The sequence below is a fragment of the Streptomyces sp. NPDC056296 genome (assembly GCF_042268605.1).
GTDB lineage: Bacteria > Actinomycetota > Actinomycetes > Streptomycetales > Streptomycetaceae > Streptomyces.
This window is the reverse complement of record NZ_JBHJRX010000004.1, coordinates 153,709-172,389: the sequence shown is the minus strand read 5'-3', so window position 1 is coordinate 172,389 and position 18,681 is coordinate 153,709. Positions and strand designations below refer to the sequence as shown.

Here is an 18,681-nt window from a genome sequence, read left to right as displayed (position 1 = left end):
CTCCGAGCAGTTACCTGGAATCGCCGCACGGTCGCGATGTCTTGATTGACACCGCTTTCATCAACATGGTTCAGTGTTCATGCTTCCGATGGTGCCTGAGGGGACATCGTTGGAAGTACCTGACCTGCATGCCCGGAGGTCGGTCGGCGCCTCGCCGCCCCCGGATGTTCCGCACCGTCACACCTCAGGAAGACCATGAAGATCAAGCGCGTTCGCATCGAGAACTTCTGCTGCCTGCGCAGCCTCGACGTCTCCTTCGACTCCATCACCTCACTCATCGGACCGACGGGTGTCGGCAAGTCCACCGTGCTGCGTGCGCTGGACTGGTTCTTCAACGGTGAGAAGGGCGGCATCCTCAGCGAGGAGGACGTGCACTCCGCGGCGGACACGAAGCGGATTCGCGTGGAGGTCGAGTTCGACGGCCTCACCGCTTCCGACCGGAACGCGCTCGGCCACTACGCACCCGACGGTCTGGAAACCCTGAGTATCTGGCGCACCTGGGAGAACGGAGAGGACCGGATCACGGGCAAGGCCCTGGCCCATCCGCCCTTCGAGCGGATCCGGAAGGGCGCGGGCAGCCGGGAGAAGACGGCCGCCTACAAGGCGTTGCGCGACCAGGACCCGGCACTCGGCCTGCCCGCCGTCCGTGGCTGGGACGCCGCCGAAGCGGAGATGCTGTCCTGGGAGGCGAGGAACCGGGACCAGCTCGCCGAGGCCGAGGTGGAGAGCACGCAGTTCTTCGGCTTCGCCGGTCAGGGGCTGCTCGGCAAGCTGATCGACTTCGTCTTCATCTCGGCCGATCTGCGGGCCTACGAGGAGACCGACGACAACAAGACGTCCGTGGTCGGGCGGATCCTCGAGCACGCGGTCGACCGCTCGGAGGCGGAGGCTCAGTTCACGACCATCGACGAGGGCGCTCAGGCGGCCCGCGAGAAGGTGCACAGGGAGATCTACGAGCCGGTGCTCGCAAGGCTGTCCGGTGCCCTGTCCACGGAAGTCGGCCGGTTCACCACCGGTCGGGACGTCGTCGTCACCCCGACGGCCCAGGTGCCCAAGCGCGCCAAGACCGCCTTCGCGGTCAGCATCCGTGACGGGGCGGCTCTGACACCGGTCCGTCGCCAGGGGCACGGATTCCAGCGTGCGCTGATCATCGCGGCGCTCAGGTACCTCTCGGAGTGCCGTCGTCCCGAGAACGGCACGCGCTCCCTGTGCCTTGCGATCGAGGAACCCGAACTGTTCCAGCACCCGGCTCAGACCAGGGTCTTCGCACAGGTCCTGCGCAGCCTGGTCGCGTCCTCCGAGGACCAGACACAGGTGATGTACGCGACGCACAGCCCGGTGTTCATCGACCCGAGCGACCACCAGCAGGTCCGCAGGCTGTACCGGGTCAGCCGCGGCGAGCATCCGGAGGTGAGCCTGCGCGCCCTCACCGAAACGGAACTTCGGCAGTCCCTCGACGGCCACGTACCGGAGAAGTCCATCGCACGGCGAGGGGCAACGCGGTACGTCAAGGAGCTTGCCGAGGCGCTGTTCGCCGACGCCGCCGTCCTGGTCGAGGGCGCCACGGACGAGAGCTTCCTCCTGGCCTTCGCCGAGCGCCGGGGCCTCAGCCTCGGCGCCGAAGGCATCTGCGTGGTGAACGCCGAGGGCAAGGACAACCTGGTCCTCTGTCACGCCATCCTCACCGGGTTCGGCGTACGCTGCCACCTCGTCTTCGACGCGGACACCGGGCCGAGGAAGGTAGCCGACGCGGACACCGAGAAGAAGGCGGCGAGCCTTCGGGGCAGCATCGCGAAGAACACGAAGATCCTTGGTTATCTGGGGCCACCGCCGAAGCCAGCCCCGCGACCGCGAGCGAGGCGACTCACACCGTCTTCGAGGACGACCTCGACACCTACCTCAATGACGACTGGCCCGCTTGGAACGCCCGCCGCCTTGAACTGGTCGCGCGGGGCGAGGGCTACGTGGACGGCAAGCACGGGCCGACGTACGCGGAGGCCGCACGCACCGCCGGTGGTGAACCGAAGCTGCTGCACGCGCTGATGGAAAACGTGAGGGCCGTGGCAGGGCGGCCGACGCCTCGTACCTAGCCGGTGTACACGAGGTTCCTGCCCTTCCGGTCGGACCCCGACCGTAGGCTGTCGCTCGAGAAAAAGGGGAGACGATGACTGACGACCGCAAGGGAACCGTTCCGGTGTGGACGCTGGCGACCGGTGAGGTCCGGGTGCCCGCATTGACCGGGGACGGGCCTATGACGGCTGAGCGCCTGGCTGAACTGCGCGGGGTACTGGCTGCCCTGGCCGACGAGCCGATCGCCACGCTTGAGGTACATCCGCTGCCCGACAAGCTCGACCGCGGCCGAGGCATCCCGCTCGATGCCGCGAGCCCCTTGGCGCAGCACCTGTCCCAGCTCATCACGCAATCAGCGCGGAGTTCCTCGTCGGCTACGGCGACAACTGCCGGCGAAGGCCTGTACCGCATGGTGATTCCGGCGAAGGTCGCCGCCCAGTACGGTCAGGGCTGTATTCGCTCGATGGCGGCGAAGGGAACGTCCGGTGCCATCCGTGGCGCGCTCGTGGACTCTTCGGGAAAAATCGCCGGCGCCGCGACGTTCGTGCCGGTCGGTCAAGCGGCAACGGCGGGCGCGGTCGGCGGAGCCGGTGCGACAGCCGGCGTGGCGGTCGGCGGCAGTGCGATGCTCACCGTGGCCGCGCCGCTCGTCCTCATGGCCGTGGCGGTGGGGGTGAGCGCACATGCCGACGGCAAGCGCCAGCAGGCCATCGAGCACATCACGGAAATGCTGGAGCAACTACAGGAACAGGAGCTCGAACAAGAGCACAGCACACTCGACGGCTGCCGGGACGCCATCGACAAGGCCACCGCCGTCCTGCTCGACCAGGGCAGGCCCGGAGTCTCGCTGGGTCTGGACTCGGCAGTGCATGCCATCAACTCGGCGCTGGGCGCAGTCGATCGCCGCCTGGCCAAGTGGCAGACCGCACTCGACAAGCTGTCCGAGCGCCAGGCCGTCGATCTCGGCACGCTGACCAAGTCGTTTCCCGGCATCGACGATCACGGCGGCATCTTCCGCGCTCACCTGGAACTTGCCACCCTCGCCATCGCGTTGAAGCGTCGGGTCGTCGTCCTGCAGGCCGTCGAGCACGCCCAGGCCGACCCCGGCAACCTGTTCGAGACCTTCGCCCGCGCCCTCAAGCGCGACCAGCAGCGCCTCGACGAATTGGAGTCCGGCATCGCCGGTGTACTGGTCCGCCTGTCGACGCTGGAACTGGCACGCCCGCAGGGACTGCGGCCCGTTTTCACGAACGCGGAAGTCGATCGGCTGATGCGCGCGGCACACCGGATCCACCAGTTGAGCGACGGCCCCGTGGTCGACAGCCGCCCGACAGACGTGGCGGTCGAGATCGCCCGCGACGAGGACGGCTCGGTGGTCGTGTTCCCGGCGCTGCCCGCGTCGGCGTAGACGCGCTCGCGCTCACTGGTCCGAAAACCACCGGGCAACATCCCGGGCAGTGCGAGTCCACTCTGAGCGCGCCGCCGGGGTAGTTCGTGGCAGGTGGTCGGATCACATGTCGCCGACCACCTGCGGGCCGTCCGGCGTGTGCCTGCGTCACGCGGGCAGCGCGTGCAGGTTGCGGCCGTGCAGGGCGAAGACGCGTTCGCCGTCGGTTGCCATCAGAGGTACCTCTCGAGGTGTGGAGCGCCATCGGCAACGGCGCCTCCAAGCTCCAGACGGGCACGGACAAGTCCCTGCTGGTGATCCCTTACAGCTGAGCCGTCGAAAGCCGACGGCCGCAACCTGAGGAAGCCCGCCCGACGGCTACCTGCCGCGGTCACCCTCCACCCCGAGGGCGTTGAGCAGCATGGGGAGTGAAGCGTGCAGCTCGCGCTCCCAGTACGGCCAGGCGTGGGTGCCGGGGCCGTAGAAGTGGGTGGTCACGTGTCTCGCCCCCACCCTCTTCAGCTCCGCCGCCAGCGCATGGTTCTGCCGGTTGAAGTCGGCCTCCAGGGCGCTGGTGCTGCCGGGCGGGTCCAGCGGGCCGGTGGTGCCGTCGCCGCAGGACAGGTAGACCGGGATCGACCTGAGCCGTTTGGCGAGGTGGAAGGGGTCGTGGGCCTCCCAGATCCGGCGTTGGGCGACCGGGTCGCCCCAGACGCGGAGCGGGTCGTTGTTCTGACCGGCGAAGAAGCCCATGATGCGGCTGACCGACTCGTCGTTCAGGAGGGGGTGGGCGGAGCCCGAGTAGGCCGCTGTCGCCTTGAACATGCCGGGGTGGCGGGCGGCGTACAGGAGGGCGCCCTGGCCACCCATCGAGAGGCCGGCGACGACGCGGTTGTCGCCGGCGCCCCAGTCGCGTTCCAGGAGGCGGCGCAGCTCGACGGTGTGGAAGGTCTCCCACGCGGGGTCGCCGCCCTCGCCGTGGTTCCACCAGTCGCTGTACCAGCCGTTCCAGCCGGCCTCCGGCATGACGACCAGGACGTCGCGCAGGCTGTCGATCTCCGCCACATCCGTCCTGCTCGTCCAGGACGTGTAGTCGCCGCAGCAGCCGTGCAGCAGCCACAGGGTCGGCCAGTGCTGTCGATGGCGTCGGTCGTGCGGGTTCCAGCCGTCCGGGGTGAGGAGGCGGACGTTCACCGTGCGGCCACCCAGGGCGGGTGAGCGTACCGTCAGGTCGACCTGCCGCTCGGCGACCTGGGTCACGGCGACGACTTCGGCGCCGGGGGTGCTCGTCTCCCCCGCGGCCAGCGCCGGGGCGGTCGGTGTGACGGTGGCCAGGAGTACGGGCAGGAGTACGGACAGGACCAGGAGGGTCCTGGTCCTGAGGGAGATCAAGATGGCTGGCACGTTCGCGGACACGGCGGCTCCCTGGGGTGGGTTGCTGGTCGTCGCGCTGTGGTGCGGGGCTTCGTGCGTAATCTGCGGGTCAGTTTGCGTGTCTGCGGGGCGTGATCAGCAAGGCGTCGCCGACGGGGCGTTCGCCGGTGGCGTCGGAAGGGGCGTTGATCACGTCGCCGTTGGTCACCATCGTCGTCGAGCCGCCGCCGTCGAGGTTGACCGCGTCGCGCAGGCCGAATGACTTGGCGACCTCGGCGCTCTCCCCGATGCTGAGCCCGAGGGAGTTCGTGCTGCGGCCGTCGGCGGTGACGAGGACGGTGCGGCCGTCGGCGTCCACTCCGGCCAGCGTGCGTGGGTTGCGCTTGTGGACCCAGCCGTAGTACCAGCTCGGGTCGCCGGGGTGCACCATGCCGTCGGTGGCGGGGGTGATGTGGAGCCGTCCGTCGCGGACTAGTTCGGGGCCGGCGTTGAGGATGTCGGTGTGGGGGGAGGGTGCGACGCGGTGGCCGCGTTCGTCGAGCAGGGTGGTGGTGACGCGGAGGTGGTGGCCGACGTGTGCGAGGGTGGTCAGGTCGGCGACTCGGGCGCCGGTCGCCTGGATGGAGCTTCCACCCGGCGGGAGCGTTCCGCCTCGTGGTGAGCGCAGCTCCACGACCCGGTCGTGAGCGTCCAGTACGGCCTCCACGCCTTCGCCCTGGGGCGTGTGCTGGCCGTAGTCCGGTGTGAAGGTGACCAGTTCGTCGGGGTTAGTGCACGTTACGTCGTGCAGGGGCCGCGCGGTGGGGGCGTCGCCCTTGGTGCCGCCGCAGTTCCGGATCAGGCCCGGGACGCGGTTGACGCCGTTGAGGCGGAGGGTGGTCGCGCGGCCGGTGACCTCGCCCTGCCAGGTGAGACGTGTGACCTGCGTTCGCCGGCCGTTGTCGTGGATCACCAGGCCGGGGCGTCCGGCCCCCGGTTCGCTCAGCAGGCGGCCGTCGTACACGCCCACGCCTGCCGGGTCGCCCGGTGCGCCCGCCTTGGGGTCGAGGACGAAGAAGCCGGCGTTGACCGCGGCTGTTGCGCCCGCCGTCGTGGACAGTTCGCTGGTCGTCTCGCGGTTCTCCAGGTCCGGGCCGTACGACGCGTCGAGGCTGCCGCGGAATCTGCGCGGGTCGATGGTGAGCACGTCGACGTGCCAGGGGCCGCGGTCCGTGGCGTCGCCGCCCCAGCCGGTGTACACGGCGGATCCGGTGTGACCGGCGGCTCTCAGGCGTGCGCGTTCGGATGTCGCGGCGGCCTGTGAGTCGTACGTTCCGATGCGGACCCGCCAGCCGAGGGTGCCGCCCGCGTAGTCGGCCGTCTTCGGCGTCGTCACCTGTTCCACCCGGGCCTGGAAGCCGTCCCGTTTCAGCTCGGCGGCCAGTTCGTCGGCGCTCGCCCTGTCCTTCAGTGTGGTGGGCGGCGCGTCGGGGTCCGGTGAGGTGTCGCCGCCGGGGATGGAGACCTCGACCGTCCAGTGGAGGGCCGGGTCGGCCGCGTTCCCGCGCACGATGCGGGTCAGGGTGACGCCCGGCTGGAGGGTCGTGCTGGTTCGGGTCTCGGGCAGGTTCGAGGGGCCCAGGGGCAGGGTGTGCGGTTTCGGTTGTGGTGCCGGGGGCGATGCCTGTGCCGGCAGTGCGCCCACCGTGGCCAGGACGCCGAGGACGGCAGCCGCACCGCACAGTCTCTTCTTCATCTGCACCGCCTGGATCGGGGACCGGGGACGAACACGCGCCATCCTCTCCGCTCACTGCTGACACAGACATGGACAGCCGCCCAACGTCCACTGCACAAGTAGCGACCGGTTCCGGCGCAACGTCAAGGTCGCGGCGGCATCCGGGGCCGTTGTCAGTGGCCGCCGATAGATTCGATCTCGTTCCGCCGACGTGGCGTGAACATCACCTTTCGCATGCATGGGAGATGGTGCGTTGTCCGTCTGGGAGAAGTCGAGCACGGCGCGGGTGGTGCCGGCCGCGCGGCCGCGGAAGCTTTCCAAGGTGCCGTTCGTGGAGCTGGCCGACGGGCGGTTGCAGGGTGTGGTGTCCAGTGGGTCGGACATCGGGCGGGTGTACGTGTCCTCGATCGCGGCGGGGTCCTACGCGTACTCGTGCAGCACCAACAACAACCGTCCCTGCGGCGGGGCGCGCGGCTCGTTCTGCAACCACATACGCGCGCTCGTCGGCGAGGCCGTGCTCCAGTACGGGGGCGAACGCGTGGGCCGCTGTCTGAAGGTCGAGGTCAGCGACGGGGAGCTTGATGCGCAGTCGCTCACCCTCGCCATGACGTCCACTCGGCCCGGGTCGGATGACGCCTCCGCGGCGGCCCAGGTGTTCAGCCGGTTCCTGCGGCATCTCGCCTATCTCGAACTCGCGGCCACGACCGGGCCGTTGCCCGAGATGCAGTGGTTCCCGACCGCCAGGGCGGTGGCTGCCTGATGCGTGCCGATCTGCTTTTCGATGCCGTCGACGGGCTTGATGAAGCCCTCACGGCCGTGGACGGGTTCGACGAGGTTCTCGTCGGCGGGTTGCTCCGTCCGCGGCCCGGGCAGGCCGGGGGGCTGGCCGGGATCGCCGACGCCGTCGCCGGTACGCCGCTGGCCTCGCGGGTCGCCGAGGCCGCCGACAAGACGGCCGCCGGGGCCGGTGACGAGGGGCACTTCGTCGCGCTCGCCGCCGCCCGTACCGCTCTGCTCGGGTCTGTGCACGACGCGCTGGTCGTCAGGGTGGCAGAGGCTGTCGGTCGGCCGGATGTGGTCGATGCCTCCGCGAGCTCGGTGGCCGGAGAGGAGTGCGCGGTGAACTTGCTCGTCGCCGCTCGCAGTTGGTTGTGTGATCTGGCGCGGGCGGGGTGGCAGGGTATCGATCACGAGCTCGTGGGCGGGGCCGCGCCCGTCGTCTCCGCGATGCTGCCCGACCCGGCGCTGCGCCGGCTCGCCACGCTGCTCGACGGGTTCGCCGCCGAGCTTGCCGCCTGCTGTCCCGGGACGACACTGGAGCGGGTTCCGGTGCGGCGCTGGGCCGATCTGTGGGCGCGTGCCCTGTTGTTGACGTTGCCCGGGGCTGCCTCCGCGCCTGCCATGGGAGAGGTGACCGGGCGGTTGCTGCCGCTCGGTGTCGACGTCCAGGAGCACGCCACCGCCGTACAGGCGCAGGTGCACGCGGTGTTCGAGCCCGCGGACGGCGGTACGCCGCGGCTGGTGCGGGCCTCGGTGTCCGCGCCGAAGCCCGACACGGTCGTCGGGGCCGGTCTGTGGCAGCTTCTGCGGCCGCACATGTCCCTGCTCGGCGCCGTGAGCGAGGGGCGCTCCATGGACCTCGACGCGATGCCGGTCACCGCCGAGGGTGATCTGGTGTGGGACGACGCGTGTGCTCGTGCGGGTGAGCCCGCCGATGCCTTCGTCACCGCCCGGGTGGCCCTGCCCACCGCCGCCCCGTTCGACGTGTCGCCGCTGGACAGGCATCCGGCCCGGATCGCGGTGCCCGTCCTGGTGGAGGGATACGGCGTGGAGGGGAACGGCACGGAGGGGCACGGCGTGGAAGGGCAAGGCGGGGCCGATGGGGTCGTTCTCCAGGTCGCCGGGCGCCGTCTGGAGGTCGACACGGAGCGCGTGCCGGCCGCCGGGCCGCTCACCCCGGAGGTCGTCGCCTCGTCGTCCGCCTGTCTCGGGCTGCTGCGCTGGGATGCCGGGGAGTTCCTGCTCCAGCCGCTCGCCGTCGAGCGGACCGTGCGGAAGAAGACCGTCGCCGTGCATGCCGGGGCCTGGGCCGGGGGGACGGCCGACAAGGCCGGGGTCCGGGCCGAGAAGGCCGCCACCGACGCCGTCACGGTGCTGCGCGAGCGCGCCGGGAAGCTGCTGCGGAAATGACCCGGCCCACCAGCGGGGACGTCCCCGCTCCCGACCCGCACGACAACCGGCGGCAGGTTCTCTACTGGCGGCTGCTGGCCCGGCTCTTCGACCCCGAGGAGCAGGCCGCCCTGGAGTCGGCGAGCCTCGCCGTGGTCGAGGACATCGGCCTGCCTCCCGCGCTCCTCGACCCCGACGCGTCCGTCGACTCCGTCGTGCAACGGCATCCGGAACTGGCTGCCGAGTTCGACGGGTTGATGACCCCCGAGCCGGAGGAGGACGGCGCACGGGACCGGGCCGCCGAGGTGCGGCGTGCGGCGCTCGCGTCGAAGGTGCTGCTGAACGTCTTCGCCTCCCGACCCGGCAACGTCACCGCCGAGCAACTGGCGCGCTGGCAGTCCGACGCGGAGTGGTTCGAGCGTGCCCTCGGCTGCCGGCCCGGCGAGCTGCGCGGCGGGCGGGGCGGGCAAGGGGGCGGCACGCGCCTGGCGGGTGCCGGTGGCGGTGTCAGCCCGACCGGTACCGGGGGCGGCGGGCAGACGCCCGACCTCAGCCGCCTCATCCCCGCGATCGGGCCGGAGCTGGGCTCCATCGAGGCCGGTCTCGTCAAGCGCATGCACCTGCGCGAGGTGCTGGCCGACCCCGCGCTGGCCTCCCGGCTGACGCCGAGCATGTCCCTGATCGAGCAGTTGCTGCGGGACAAGAACAACCTCTCCGGTGTGGCGCTGGCCAACGCCAAGGCACTCATCCGCCGTTACGTCGACGAGGTCACCGAAGTGCTGCGCACCCAGGTGGAGAAGTCCACGGTCGGCGACCTCGACCGGTCCGTGCCGCCCAAGCGCGTCTTCCGCAACCTCGACATCGACCGCACCATCTGTAAGAACCTCACCAACTGGAGTCCGGAGGAGGAGCGGCTCTACGTCGACCGGCTCTACTACCGGCACACCAGCCGCAAGACGACGCCACAGCGGCTCGTCGTCGTCGTGGACCAGTCGGGTTCCATGGTCGACTCGATGGTCAACTGCACCATCCTGGCCTCCATATTCGCCGGGCTGCCGAAGGTGGACGTCCACCTGATCGCGTACGACACGCAAGCGTTGGACCTCACCCCCTGGGCGCACGACCCGTTCGAGACGCTGCTGCGCACCAAGCTCGGTGGCGGCACCGACGGCACGGTCGCCATGGCACTGGCCCAGCCGAAGATCTCCGAGCCGCGCAACACCGTCGTGGTGTGGATCTCCGACTTCTACGAGTGGCGTCATCAGGAGCTGTTCGACAGCATGGCCGCCATTCACCGTTCGGGGGCGAAGTTCATCCCGGTGGGCTCGGTGACCAGCTCCGGGCGCGGCAGCGTCAACCCGTGGTTCCGGGAGCGGTTCAAGGATCTCGGCACTCCGGTCATCTCCGGTCACATCAAGAAGCTCGTGCACGAACTCAAGACGTTTCTCACCTGATCACCGGACACGCCCCTTCATGTCGTCCCTGGCGTCCACGGCGTCCACGGCGTCCATGGCGTCCATGGCGTCGATGTCGTCCTGATCACCGTACGGAAAGGCCCTTCCCTCATGTCCGACCTGCTGCGCGCGCCCGCCGAGATCAAGTATGCCGAGGAGCTCGACTGGCTGGAGTCGATCGACGACGGCCCCAAGCCGTTCTCATGGCGCCTGTCGCCGAAGATGGTCCGCCTGTTCGTCCTCGGCTCCGAGCGCTCCGACGGCCTGGACCGCGAGGTCTCGCAGAAGTGGTTCGGCGACCGCAGTTTCGTCGAGCGGTCCATCGTCACGCTGGCCTCTGACCGCGGCCTGCTGCTCATCGGCGACCCGGGCACCGGCAAGAGCTGGCTGGCCGAGCTGTTGTCCGCCGCGATCAGCCGCAACTCCACGCTGGTCGTGCAGGGCACGGCCGGCACCACCGAGGACCATATCAAGTACTCGTGGAACGTCTCCATGGTCATCGCCAAGGGGCAGTCACGGGAGTCGATGATTCCCTCGCCGATCATGACCGCGATGGAGGCCGGCTCGATCGGCCGCTTCGAGGAGCTGACCCGGTCCACGAGTGATGTGCAGGACGCGCTGATCTCGATCCTCTCCGAGAAGTACATCTCCGTTCCCGAGCTGGAGAGCGGTGGCGGGGACGACAACATCGTCTTCGCCAAGCCCGGCTTCTCGATCATCGCCACGGCCAACAGCCGCGACCGGGGCGTCAACGACCTGTCCTCCGCGCTCAAGCGCCGTTTCAACTTCGTCCGCATCCCGGTCGTGACCAACAAGAAGAGCGAGACGGAGATCGTCCGCTTCCGTACCGAGGAGCTGCTGCGCCGGCACTCGATCGACGTCGACGTGCCGCCGACCCTGCTCGACGTGCTCCTGCGGAGCTTCGCCGACCTGCGCGCCTCCGCCGCCGCGGCCGGCAGCGACGACGAGAAGCTGGAGTCCGCCCTGTCGACGGCCGAGCAGATCGGTGTGCTGGAGGACGCCGTCCTGCACAGCAACTTCTTCGGCGAGCGCGCCCTGACCGCCCGCACCCTCGCCTCCTCGCTCGTCGGTTCGCTCACCCGCCGCGAGCCCGAGGACCTGGCCATCCTCAACAAGTATCTGCACGGCGTCGTCGAGCCGCGCAGCAAGGAGGAGGGCGGCTCATGGCCGGAGTTTCTGGAGGGCGGCCGCGACGCGATCGCCACGCTGTCGTGAGTACGCCTCGGGAGAGCACCTCGTTCGCCGCCCTCCGCGGGCAGCTCCAGGAAGCCGCCGCGGCGTTCGCGGGTGGGCCCGACGCCCTGGAGGGCATCCTCCTCGGCCTGGTGGACGACGTCGACCGGGCGGCGCGCGAGCCGCTGGAGATCTTCCCCGTCTGCCACCACTCCCCCGCCTCGGCGACCGCCATGGCCCGGCGGCTGCGCGAGAAGCAGCCCAAGGTCGTATACCTGGAGCTGTGCGAGGACATGGCGCCGCTCCTGACCGAGCTGCGCAACTGCCGGCTGCCGGTGGCGGTGCAGGCCTTCGCCGGTGACGTCGACGGTTTTCCCGTCGACTGGGCACCGTTGTCGGTCGTCGCGCCGATCACCGAGGCGTCCGCCGAGTACCAGGCCATCGCCTACGCGCTGGACACGCCGGGTGTGGAGCTGGTCCTGGTCGACCGCTCCTCGGACCACGTCTTCCAGTGGGACAGCAGGGGCGAGCAGGCCCGGGAGGCCGCGACGGAGGGCGCCGACCCCGCGGCCGACGCCGGGACCGAGCCCGAGGCCGGGCTGCACGGTGAGGCCGTCGGGGTCGAGATCGGGGACCTGCGGCCGCGCTTCGCCGAGTTGGAGGAGCACCTGCTGCGGCACGGCAAGGTGCGGCACTGGTCGGAGTGGTGGCACCAGTACGTCGAGGTACCGCTCGGCGACAGCGCCGGCGAAAGCACCGCCGACCACGACACCTACCGCCAGGTCATGTTCCTCATCGGCAGCCTCTTCCGACGGCTGGCACCCGGGGACGGCGCCCGGGTCCGCATGGACGAGGACCGCGAGCGGTACATGTGGACCCGGATGCGCGAACACCTGGCGGCCACGGGGACCGATCCCGACGACTGCCTGTACGTCTGCGGGGCCTTCCACGCGGCCAGCCGCGTGGCGGAGTTCGGGGTGCACGGCACCGACACGTTCACGATCTCCCCGCGTACCGGCACCACCTGGCAGTACGGACTGATTCCCTCCAGCCACGCGGCCATCGAGGCGCAGTTCGGTCTCGCCGCGGGGTCCGTGTCGATCGCCTCGACGGAGTGGGCCAAGAGCCTCAAGCGCACCCGTGTGCGGCCTTACCGGCTGGCGGGTCAGGCCGGCGGGAAGTCCTCGGCCAAGAAGGTTTCGGCGAAGAGTGCCTCCGGGAAGAAGGCCTCGGCGAAGCAGCTCCCCGGGAAGGGAACCGCCGCCCCGCCGCCGGAGCCCGACGCCGCGGACCGGCTGTCCGGCTTCCTGCGCAGGCCGCCCGTACTCGACGGGCTGGACGAGGCCGAACTGCTCGGCTGGTCCGTGGACATCGTCCGCGCGGCCCGGCGAAGCGGCTACCTCGCCTCCACCGCCGACGCCATCGCGGTCTTCGAGACGTCGATCCTGCTCGCCGGCATGCGGGACCGGGCCAAGCCGACGCCGTACGACTTCCAGGACGCGGCGGTAACCTGCATCGAGAAGGACACCGTGCCCGGACGGCGGGACGTGCGGCGCCTCGTCGAGATCATGATGGGCGGCGACCGGATCGGCCAGGTCGGCTACGAGGCGCTGCCGCCGCTCGCCCGTGACGTGCACGACCGGCTGGAACCGCTCGGGCTGAAGCTCCAGCAGCGCGGCGTGCAGCGGGCGCTGCTGGACGTGGTCTCCCGGCCGGAACTCCAGGCGTGTTCCGACGTGCTGTGGATGCTGCGACGGCTGCTGCCGCACGGGGCGGCACGGCCGATCATGGGTGAGCGGCGGCTCGGTGAGCGTTCGATCCAGGAGTCGTGGGACCTGGCGATCGGCACCCACCAGCGGGCCCTGATCGAGCTCGGCTACGAGGGCGTCAGTATCGAGCAGGTCCTGGAGCAGCGGTTGCGGCGCGACGCGTACGGGCCTCAGGCTACGACGGCGACCGTGCTGGCCACCGTCGAGGACGCGACGTTGTATCTGCGCAGCCGTCGCCTCGCCGACGAACTCGGCACCCACGCGCTGAAGGTGCTCGCCACCGAACGCAGCGTCGACGGCGCGCCGGAGGTACTGCGCCGGGTGCGGGCGCTGCTGGCGTACTACCGGACCAGCGAGCCGGTGCTGCCGGCGTGGATCGAGTCGTTCGTCAAGACCGGCTACGCGCACTACTGCACGCTGCTCCCGACGGCGTTCCGGGACGAGGACGCGACGGTCGGGCAGGTCGCGGCGATGCTCGGCTTCCTGTTCAGCATGGAGAGCCTCGCGCTGTCGCTGGGCTGCGATCGCGCGCAGCTGGAGCTGGCGGTCGCCCAGTCGCACCCCGACGACCCGTCGAAGACGGCCCTGCTGTGGGCGGCACGGGTGCAGCTCGGCACCCTGTCGCGGGCCGAGCTGCGGGCCCGGTGCGACGCGCTGCTGGACAACCCGCTGGTGGTGCCCGCCTATCCGCGCTACCTCAGCGGTTTCGTGCACGCGCTGGAGCCCGTGCCGGGGCTGGCGGACGTGGTCGTGGAGGCGGTGTCGAACGCGTTCGGGCGGTTGCCGGACGCGGTACTGCTGCCGTGGCTGCCGCTGCTGATCACGACCTTGCGATCCGGTGCCGGGGAGCTCGCCCCGCTGCTGATCCGCGAGGCGGGGCGGATCTTCCCGGGCCGGCTGGCGGCCCTGGACGCGTGGGTGCCCCCGTGGCGGACGCCGCCGGTCCCGGCCGTGGCCCGCCGGGCGGCGGCCGAGGAGCCCGGCCGCCGGGGTGCCGCGCTGCTGCCGGCACATCCGGCGACCTGCGACGCGGTGGCGGAGCTGCTGGGCTGTTCCGGGGAGTGGGCACGCCCCGGAGCCCCGGCCGGGCCGTCGGGCGCCGGGCGGGTGGTCGCCCATCCGGCGACCTGCGACGCGGTGGCCGACCTGATCGGCTGCGACGGGGAGTGGGTCACGGAGGCCACTTCCAGCGGCGTCGGCGCGGTGCTGACGGCTCGTCATCCGGACGCGGCGGCCGCCTGGGAGTCGCTGCTCGCGAGAGCCTGACGGCGGAGGCGACGTCGCACCCCTGTCCCAGCCCCAGCCCTGGGTGCCTGCCGCAGCCCTGGGTCCCTGCCCCAACCCAGGGTCCGTGACCCGGCGCCAGTACGGGGCTGCCCCCCCCCACGGTCGGGAGGGGGCAGCCCGGCGCGAGGGGCAGCCCCGCGGGAGGGGCAGCCCCGCGGGAGGGGCGGCCCGGCACGCTACCGCGCCGGTGTCGCCACGCCGGCGGGTGCCGGTGCGTAGCCGGTGGGCCGGGCGGTGAAGGTCCCTCGGCCCTGGGTGCGGCTGCGCAGCCGCGTCGCGTAGCCGAACAGCTCGGCCAGCGGCACGGTGGCCGAGACGACCGCGGCACCGGCCCGCGTGTCGGAGCCGGTGACCCGGCCACGCCGCGCGGCGAGGTCGCCGAGCACGCCGCCGACAGCGTCCTCGGGGACGGTGACCGTCACCTCCACGACCGGTTCCAGCAGGCCCATCTCCGAGGCGCGCAGGGCGTCGCGGAGACCGAACCGGCCTGCGGTGCGGAAGGCCGTGTCCGAGGAGTCCTTCACATGGGTCTGGCCGTCGGTGAGCGTGACCCTCAGGCCGGTCACCGGGTGACCGCCCAGCGGGCCCTCGGCCAGGGCGTCGCGGCAGCCGGCCTCGACGGCCCGCACGAACTCCTGCGGGACGCGCCCGCCGACGACCGTCGAGCGGAACACGAAACCGCCCTCCTTCGAGCCCACCTCCGCGTCCTCTCCCCACGGCTCCACGTCGAGCACGACATGCGCGAACTGCCCCGCCCCGCCGTCCTGTTTGACGTGCCGGTGGACAAAGCCGGTCACACCTTCACCGACCGTCTCGCGGTACGCCACGCCCGGGCGGCCCACGGCGACATCCAGGCCGTGCTCGCGCCGGATGCGCTCCATCGCGACCTCGAGATGCAGTTCCCCCATACCCGACAGGACGGTCTGACCGGTCTCCGGGTCGGTCCGCACGGCCAGCGAGGGGTCCTCCTCGGTCAGCCGGGCCAGCGCCGAGGCCAGCCGGTCGGTGTCGGTGGAGCGCCGGGCCTCCACCGACACGTGCACGACCGGTTCGGCCACGCCCGGCGGCTCCAGGACGAGCGGGGCGCCCGGCGCGCACAGGGTCGAGCCGGCCCGGGCGGACTTCAGCCCGACCACGGCGACGATGTCCCCGACGACCGCCCGCTCCAGCGGGTCGTGGCGGTCGGCCCGTACCCGAAGGATGCGGCCGATCCGCTCGGTGCGGCGCGTGCTCCCGTCCCACACGGTGTCTCCCTTCTCGATCGTGCCCGAGTACACCCGCAGGTACGTGAGCCGTCCCGTCGGAGTGGCGTTCACCTTGAACGCCAGTGCCACCATCGGCGCCGCCGGGTCGGCGGGCCGTTCCCGCTCCGTGCCGTCGTGGGTGCCGCGTACCGGGGGTACGTCCAGCGGGGACGGCAGGTAGGCGACGACGGCGTCCAGCAGCGGTTCGACGCCGCGGTTGCGGTAGGCCGAGCCGCACAGCACCACCACGCCGTCGCCGCCGCGGGTCAGGTCGCGCAGCGCGTCGGCGAGGGTGGCCGCGGTGAGCGTCTCCCGGTCGCAGAACTCCTCCAGCGCGACCGGGTGCCGTTCCGCCACCGCCTCCTCCAGCAGTCGCCGCCTGTGTGCCGCCTCCTCGCGCAGGGCGTCGGGCACCGGCCCCTCCTCGGCCGCCTCAGCGCCGTCGGCCCACTCCAGGGCGCGCATGCGGACCAGGTCGACGACGCCGGTGAAGCCGTCCTCCGCTCCGATGGGCAGTTGCACGACCAGGGGTGCCGGGTGCAGCCGCTCGCGGATCGAGGCGACGGCCGTGTCGAGGTCGGCGCCCGCCCGGTCCATCTTGTTGACGAACGCGATCCTCGGCACACCGTGCCGGTCGGCCTGCCGCCACACCGACTCGCTCTGCGGCTCCACACCGGCGACCGCGTCGAAGACGGCGACCGCGCCGTCCAGTACCCGCAGGGAGCGCTCGACCTCGTCGGCGAAGTCGACGTGTCCCGGGGTGTCGATCAGGTTGATCCGGTGACCGCCCCAGGAACAGCTGACGGCCGCGGCGAAGATGGTGATGCCGCGATCGCGCTCCTGCGGATCGAAGTCGGTGACGGTCGTGCCGTCGTGGACCTCGCCGCGCTTGTAGGTGGTGCCGGTGGTGTAGAGGATCCGCTCGGTGACGGTGGTCTTGCCGGCGTCGACATGGGCGAGGATGCCCAGGTTGCGGACGGTGGTGAGGGGGTTGGTGTTGTTGCGCACGGCCCGTGGCCTTTCGCTGATCTGTGGGAGATCGGTGAAACCGATCTGTGAACAGGGCGGCGCGATTACCGGGAGGAGGGGCTGAACGGGGCGAGGGCCCGCCGTGGCACGGCGGGCGTGAGGACTGATGCCTCGTCAGGTGCTCGTCGCGGACTTCCGGTGCCGGCCGCGCAGCGGACACCGGACGGCCGAAGACACCAGGATCACCTCGTACCGGGACGGGGGAACGACGGCAGCAGTGCGGATACGCACGGCCCGGCTCCCCTCACTCGGTGTTGACGTCGATCTTGACGTCGATGTTGATGTCGATGTGAGTGTAGGGAAGCCGGGCCGGGTGCCGCATCGCCTTTTCGTCAGGCGCCCGCACAACGCGAGATGCCGGCCGGGATCTCTCCCGGCCGGCATCTCGTCTGTGCCTGATCTTGTGTCCGAGGGGGGACTTGAACCCCCACGCCCGATAAAGGGCACTAGCACCTCAAGCTAGCGCGTCTGCCATTCCGCCACCCGGACCAGGTGTCTGTCGCTGCGCGGGGCGTTCCCCCGTGGCGACATGGACAACCATACCAAGGTTTCGCAGTGCCTTTCACCTGCGTTTCCTTCCCCTGAGCGGCGGTCCGGGACCGGCGGCCCCGCTGCACCTAGGGTCGCACCATGAGTGACTGGCTGGTTACCCAGAGCCCGCTTCCGCGTCGTCGGCCGCGGGCGTTGTCACCGCTCAGGGAGCATCTGCGGGACACGTTCTGGTTCGCGCCCACCGCGGCGATGGTGGGCGTCTTCGTGGTGTGGCTGGCGGCCCAGGAGCTCGATGCCGCCCTCGTCCGGTCGCTGCGGGACGACGGTGACTTCGACACACTGGCCGAGCTGCTGAGGTTCGCGGACGACGCGAAGACGGTGGTGTCCGCGGTCGGCTCGGCGATGATGACGTTCATCGGTGTGGTGTTCAGCATCTCGCTGGTCGCCGTGCAGATGGCGAGCGGGCAGTTCACCCCACGAGTGGTGCGGCTCTTCGTCCGCAGCCGGATCACGAAGGCGACCTTCGCGGTCTTCCTCGCCACCTTCGTCCTGACGCTGCTGGTGCTGACCTCCTACGACAGCGGCGCCGACCCCGACACCGTCACATCGGTCGCCCTGGTGCAGTCGGTGCTCACGCTCGTCATGGTCGCGCTGAGCCTGCTGCTGTTCGTGATGTACGTGAACGCGACGCTGCGGCTGATGCGGGTCAGTCATGTGATCGCCCGGATCGCCGCGGAGTCCTTCCGGGTGGCCGCGCTGATGCCCGTACCGGTGGGCGGCGGGGAGGCGGCCGCCCTCGGGTCCGCGACCGCGTGGGTCGCCCACGACGGGCAGGCCGGTGTGCTGCGGGACGTGCACATCGCGCGGCTGGTACGGGTGGCGCGCAAGCATGGCGTCGTACTGCGGATGATCCCGCGGATCGGTGACTTCCTGGTGCCCGGCACCCCCGTCCTGGCGGTGCACGGCGGACAGGCCCCGCCACGCCGGGCGCTACGGTACGCCCTGTCCGTCGGGGTGGAGCGCACTTTCCACCAGGACCTGGCGTTCGGGCTCCGCCAGCTCTCCGACATCGCGCTGCGGGCCCTGTCCAGCGCGGTCAACGACCCGACGACGGCCGTGCAGGCCCTGGACCGCGTCGTGCAGATCCTGGCCACCCTGTCCCGGCGGCCGCTGGACGCCGTCGTGCACCGGGACCGGCGCGGGGCGGTCCGGCTGGTGCAGCCCGTGCCGGGCTGGACCGAGCTGGTGGATCTGGGGTTCGCCGAGATCCGCGCCTGCGGCGCGGGAATGCCGCAGGTCACACGGCGCATGCTGGCCGGTCTTGACGACCTGCTGCTGCTCGCCCCGCCGGACCGGCGCGAGCCGCTGCTGCGCCACCGCGAACTGCTGCGGCAGGCCGTCGAGCGGTCCGCACCGACTCCGGCGGACCGGGCCTTCGGCCTTCAGCCGGACCGACAGGGCATCGGCTGACCGTCGGACGCCTCGTACGCGCGGCTCA

The 18,681-nt window shown here is 71.1% G+C and carries 11 protein-coding genes and 1 tRNA gene; 8 read left to right on the top strand and 4 right to left on the bottom strand.

Annotated elements, in window-relative coordinates:
- The first annotated feature begins 195 nt into the window (after positions 1–195).
- Complete coding sequence (locus ACFCZF_RS04845) at positions 196–2,043, top strand: ATP-dependent endonuclease (RefSeq protein WP_376670424.1); 1,848 nt, start codon at positions 196–198, stop codon at positions 2,041–2,043.
- Positions 2,044–2,164: 121 nt separating this feature from the next.
- Positions 2,165–3,478: a hypothetical protein gene (locus ACFCZF_RS04840; protein WP_376670423.1), complete on the top strand. Its 1,314-nt coding sequence runs from the start codon at positions 2,165–2,167 to the stop codon at positions 3,476–3,478.
- Between the two features lie 357 nt (positions 3,479–3,835).
- Here ACFCZF_RS04840 and ACFCZF_RS04835 read toward each other — a convergent pair whose 3' ends face one another.
- Positions 3,836–4,873 (bottom strand): alpha/beta hydrolase, encoded by a 1,038-nt coding sequence (locus ACFCZF_RS04835; RefSeq protein ID WP_376670422.1) that lies wholly within the window; start codon positions 4,871–4,873, stop codon positions 3,836–3,838.
- Between the two features lie 67 nt (positions 4,874–4,940).
- Positions 4,941–6,566, bottom strand: coding sequence for a phosphodiester glycosidase family protein (locus ACFCZF_RS04830; protein WP_376670421.1), 1,626 nt, complete (start codon positions 6,564–6,566; stop codon positions 4,941–4,943).
- Between the two features lie 232 nt (positions 6,567–6,798).
- Here ACFCZF_RS04830 and ACFCZF_RS04825 point away from each other — a divergent pair, with 232 nt between their 5' ends.
- The 5 genes from ACFCZF_RS04825 to ACFCZF_RS04805 all read left to right on the top strand — a co-directional run bounded on the left by ACFCZF_RS04825 (position 6,799) and on the right by ACFCZF_RS04805 (position 14,397).
- Positions 6,799–7,305 (top strand): hypothetical protein, encoded by a 507-nt coding sequence (locus tag ACFCZF_RS04825; RefSeq protein WP_376670420.1) that lies wholly within the window; start codon positions 6,799–6,801, stop codon positions 7,303–7,305.
- Positions 7,305–8,735 (top strand): hypothetical protein, encoded by a 1,431-nt coding sequence (locus tag ACFCZF_RS04820; RefSeq protein ID WP_376670419.1) that lies wholly within the window; start codon positions 7,305–7,307, stop codon positions 8,733–8,735. The genes ACFCZF_RS04825 and ACFCZF_RS04820 overlap by 1 nt, the downstream gene beginning before the upstream one ends.
- On the top strand, positions 8,732–10,168 hold the full coding sequence (locus tag ACFCZF_RS04815) for a VWA domain-containing protein (protein ID WP_376670418.1): 1,437 nt from the start codon (positions 8,732–8,734) through the stop codon (positions 10,166–10,168). The genes ACFCZF_RS04820 and ACFCZF_RS04815 overlap by 4 nt, the downstream gene beginning before the upstream one ends.
- Before the next feature lie 111 nt (positions 10,169–10,279).
- On the top strand, positions 10,280–11,404 hold the full coding sequence (locus tag ACFCZF_RS04810) for an AAA family ATPase (protein ID WP_376670417.1): 1,125 nt from the start codon (positions 10,280–10,282) through the stop codon (positions 11,402–11,404).
- On the top strand, positions 11,353–14,397 hold the full coding sequence (locus ACFCZF_RS04805; protein WP_376670416.1) for a hypothetical protein: 3,045 nt from the start codon (positions 11,353–11,355) through the stop codon (positions 14,395–14,397). Before ACFCZF_RS04810 ends, ACFCZF_RS04805 begins: the two co-directional genes overlap by 52 nt.
- 197 nt (positions 14,398–14,594) lie before the next feature.
- Here the strand turns inward: ACFCZF_RS04805 and fusA are convergent, their stop codons facing one another.
- A complete protein-coding gene (fusA, locus tag ACFCZF_RS04800; protein WP_376670415.1) occupies positions 14,595–16,670 on the bottom strand; it encodes an elongation factor G in 2,076 nt (691 codons plus the stop codon).
- A 425-nt stretch (positions 16,671–17,095) separates the two neighbouring features.
- Positions 17,096–17,180: transfer RNA gene (locus ACFCZF_RS04795), tRNA-Leu, on the bottom strand.
- A 141-nt stretch (positions 17,181–17,321) separates the two neighbouring features.
- Between ACFCZF_RS04795 and ACFCZF_RS04790 the strand changes: the two genes are divergently transcribed.
- Positions 17,322–18,653 carry a DUF2254 domain-containing protein gene (locus ACFCZF_RS04790; protein WP_376670414.1) on the top strand — a complete coding sequence of 444 codons (1,332 nt, stop codon included), beginning with the start codon at positions 17,322–17,324 and terminating at the stop codon, positions 18,651–18,653.
- Positions 18,654–18,681 lie beyond the last annotated feature (28 nt).

Excerpts from the sequence above, each read along its gene's own strand:
- ACFCZF_RS04845 (WP_376670424.1), top strand. The coding sequence starts at position 196 with ATGAAGATCAAGCGCGTTCGCATCGAGAACTTCTGCTGCCTGCGCAGC.
- ACFCZF_RS04840 (WP_376670423.1), top strand. The coding sequence starts at position 2,165 with ATGACTGACGACCGCAAGGGAACCGTTCCGGTGTGGACGCTGGCGACC.
- ACFCZF_RS04830 (WP_376670421.1), bottom strand. The coding sequence starts at position 6,566 with ATGAAGAAGAGACTGTGCGGTGCGGCTGCCGTCCTCGGCGTCCTGGCC.
- ACFCZF_RS04820 (WP_376670419.1), top strand. The coding sequence starts at position 7,305 with ATGCGTGCCGATCTGCTTTTCGATGCCGTCGACGGGCTTGATGAAGCC.
- ACFCZF_RS04815 (WP_376670418.1), top strand. The coding sequence starts at position 8,732 with ATGACCCGGCCCACCAGCGGGGACGTCCCCGCTCCCGACCCGCACGAC.
- ACFCZF_RS04810 (WP_376670417.1), top strand. The coding sequence starts at position 10,280 with ATGTCCGACCTGCTGCGCGCGCCCGCCGAGATCAAGTATGCCGAGGAG.
- ACFCZF_RS04805 (WP_376670416.1), top strand. The coding sequence starts at position 11,353 with ATGGCCGGAGTTTCTGGAGGGCGGCCGCGACGCGATCGCCACGCTGTC.
- ACFCZF_RS04790 (WP_376670414.1), top strand. The coding sequence starts at position 17,322 with ATGAGTGACTGGCTGGTTACCCAGAGCCCGCTTCCGCGTCGTCGGCCG.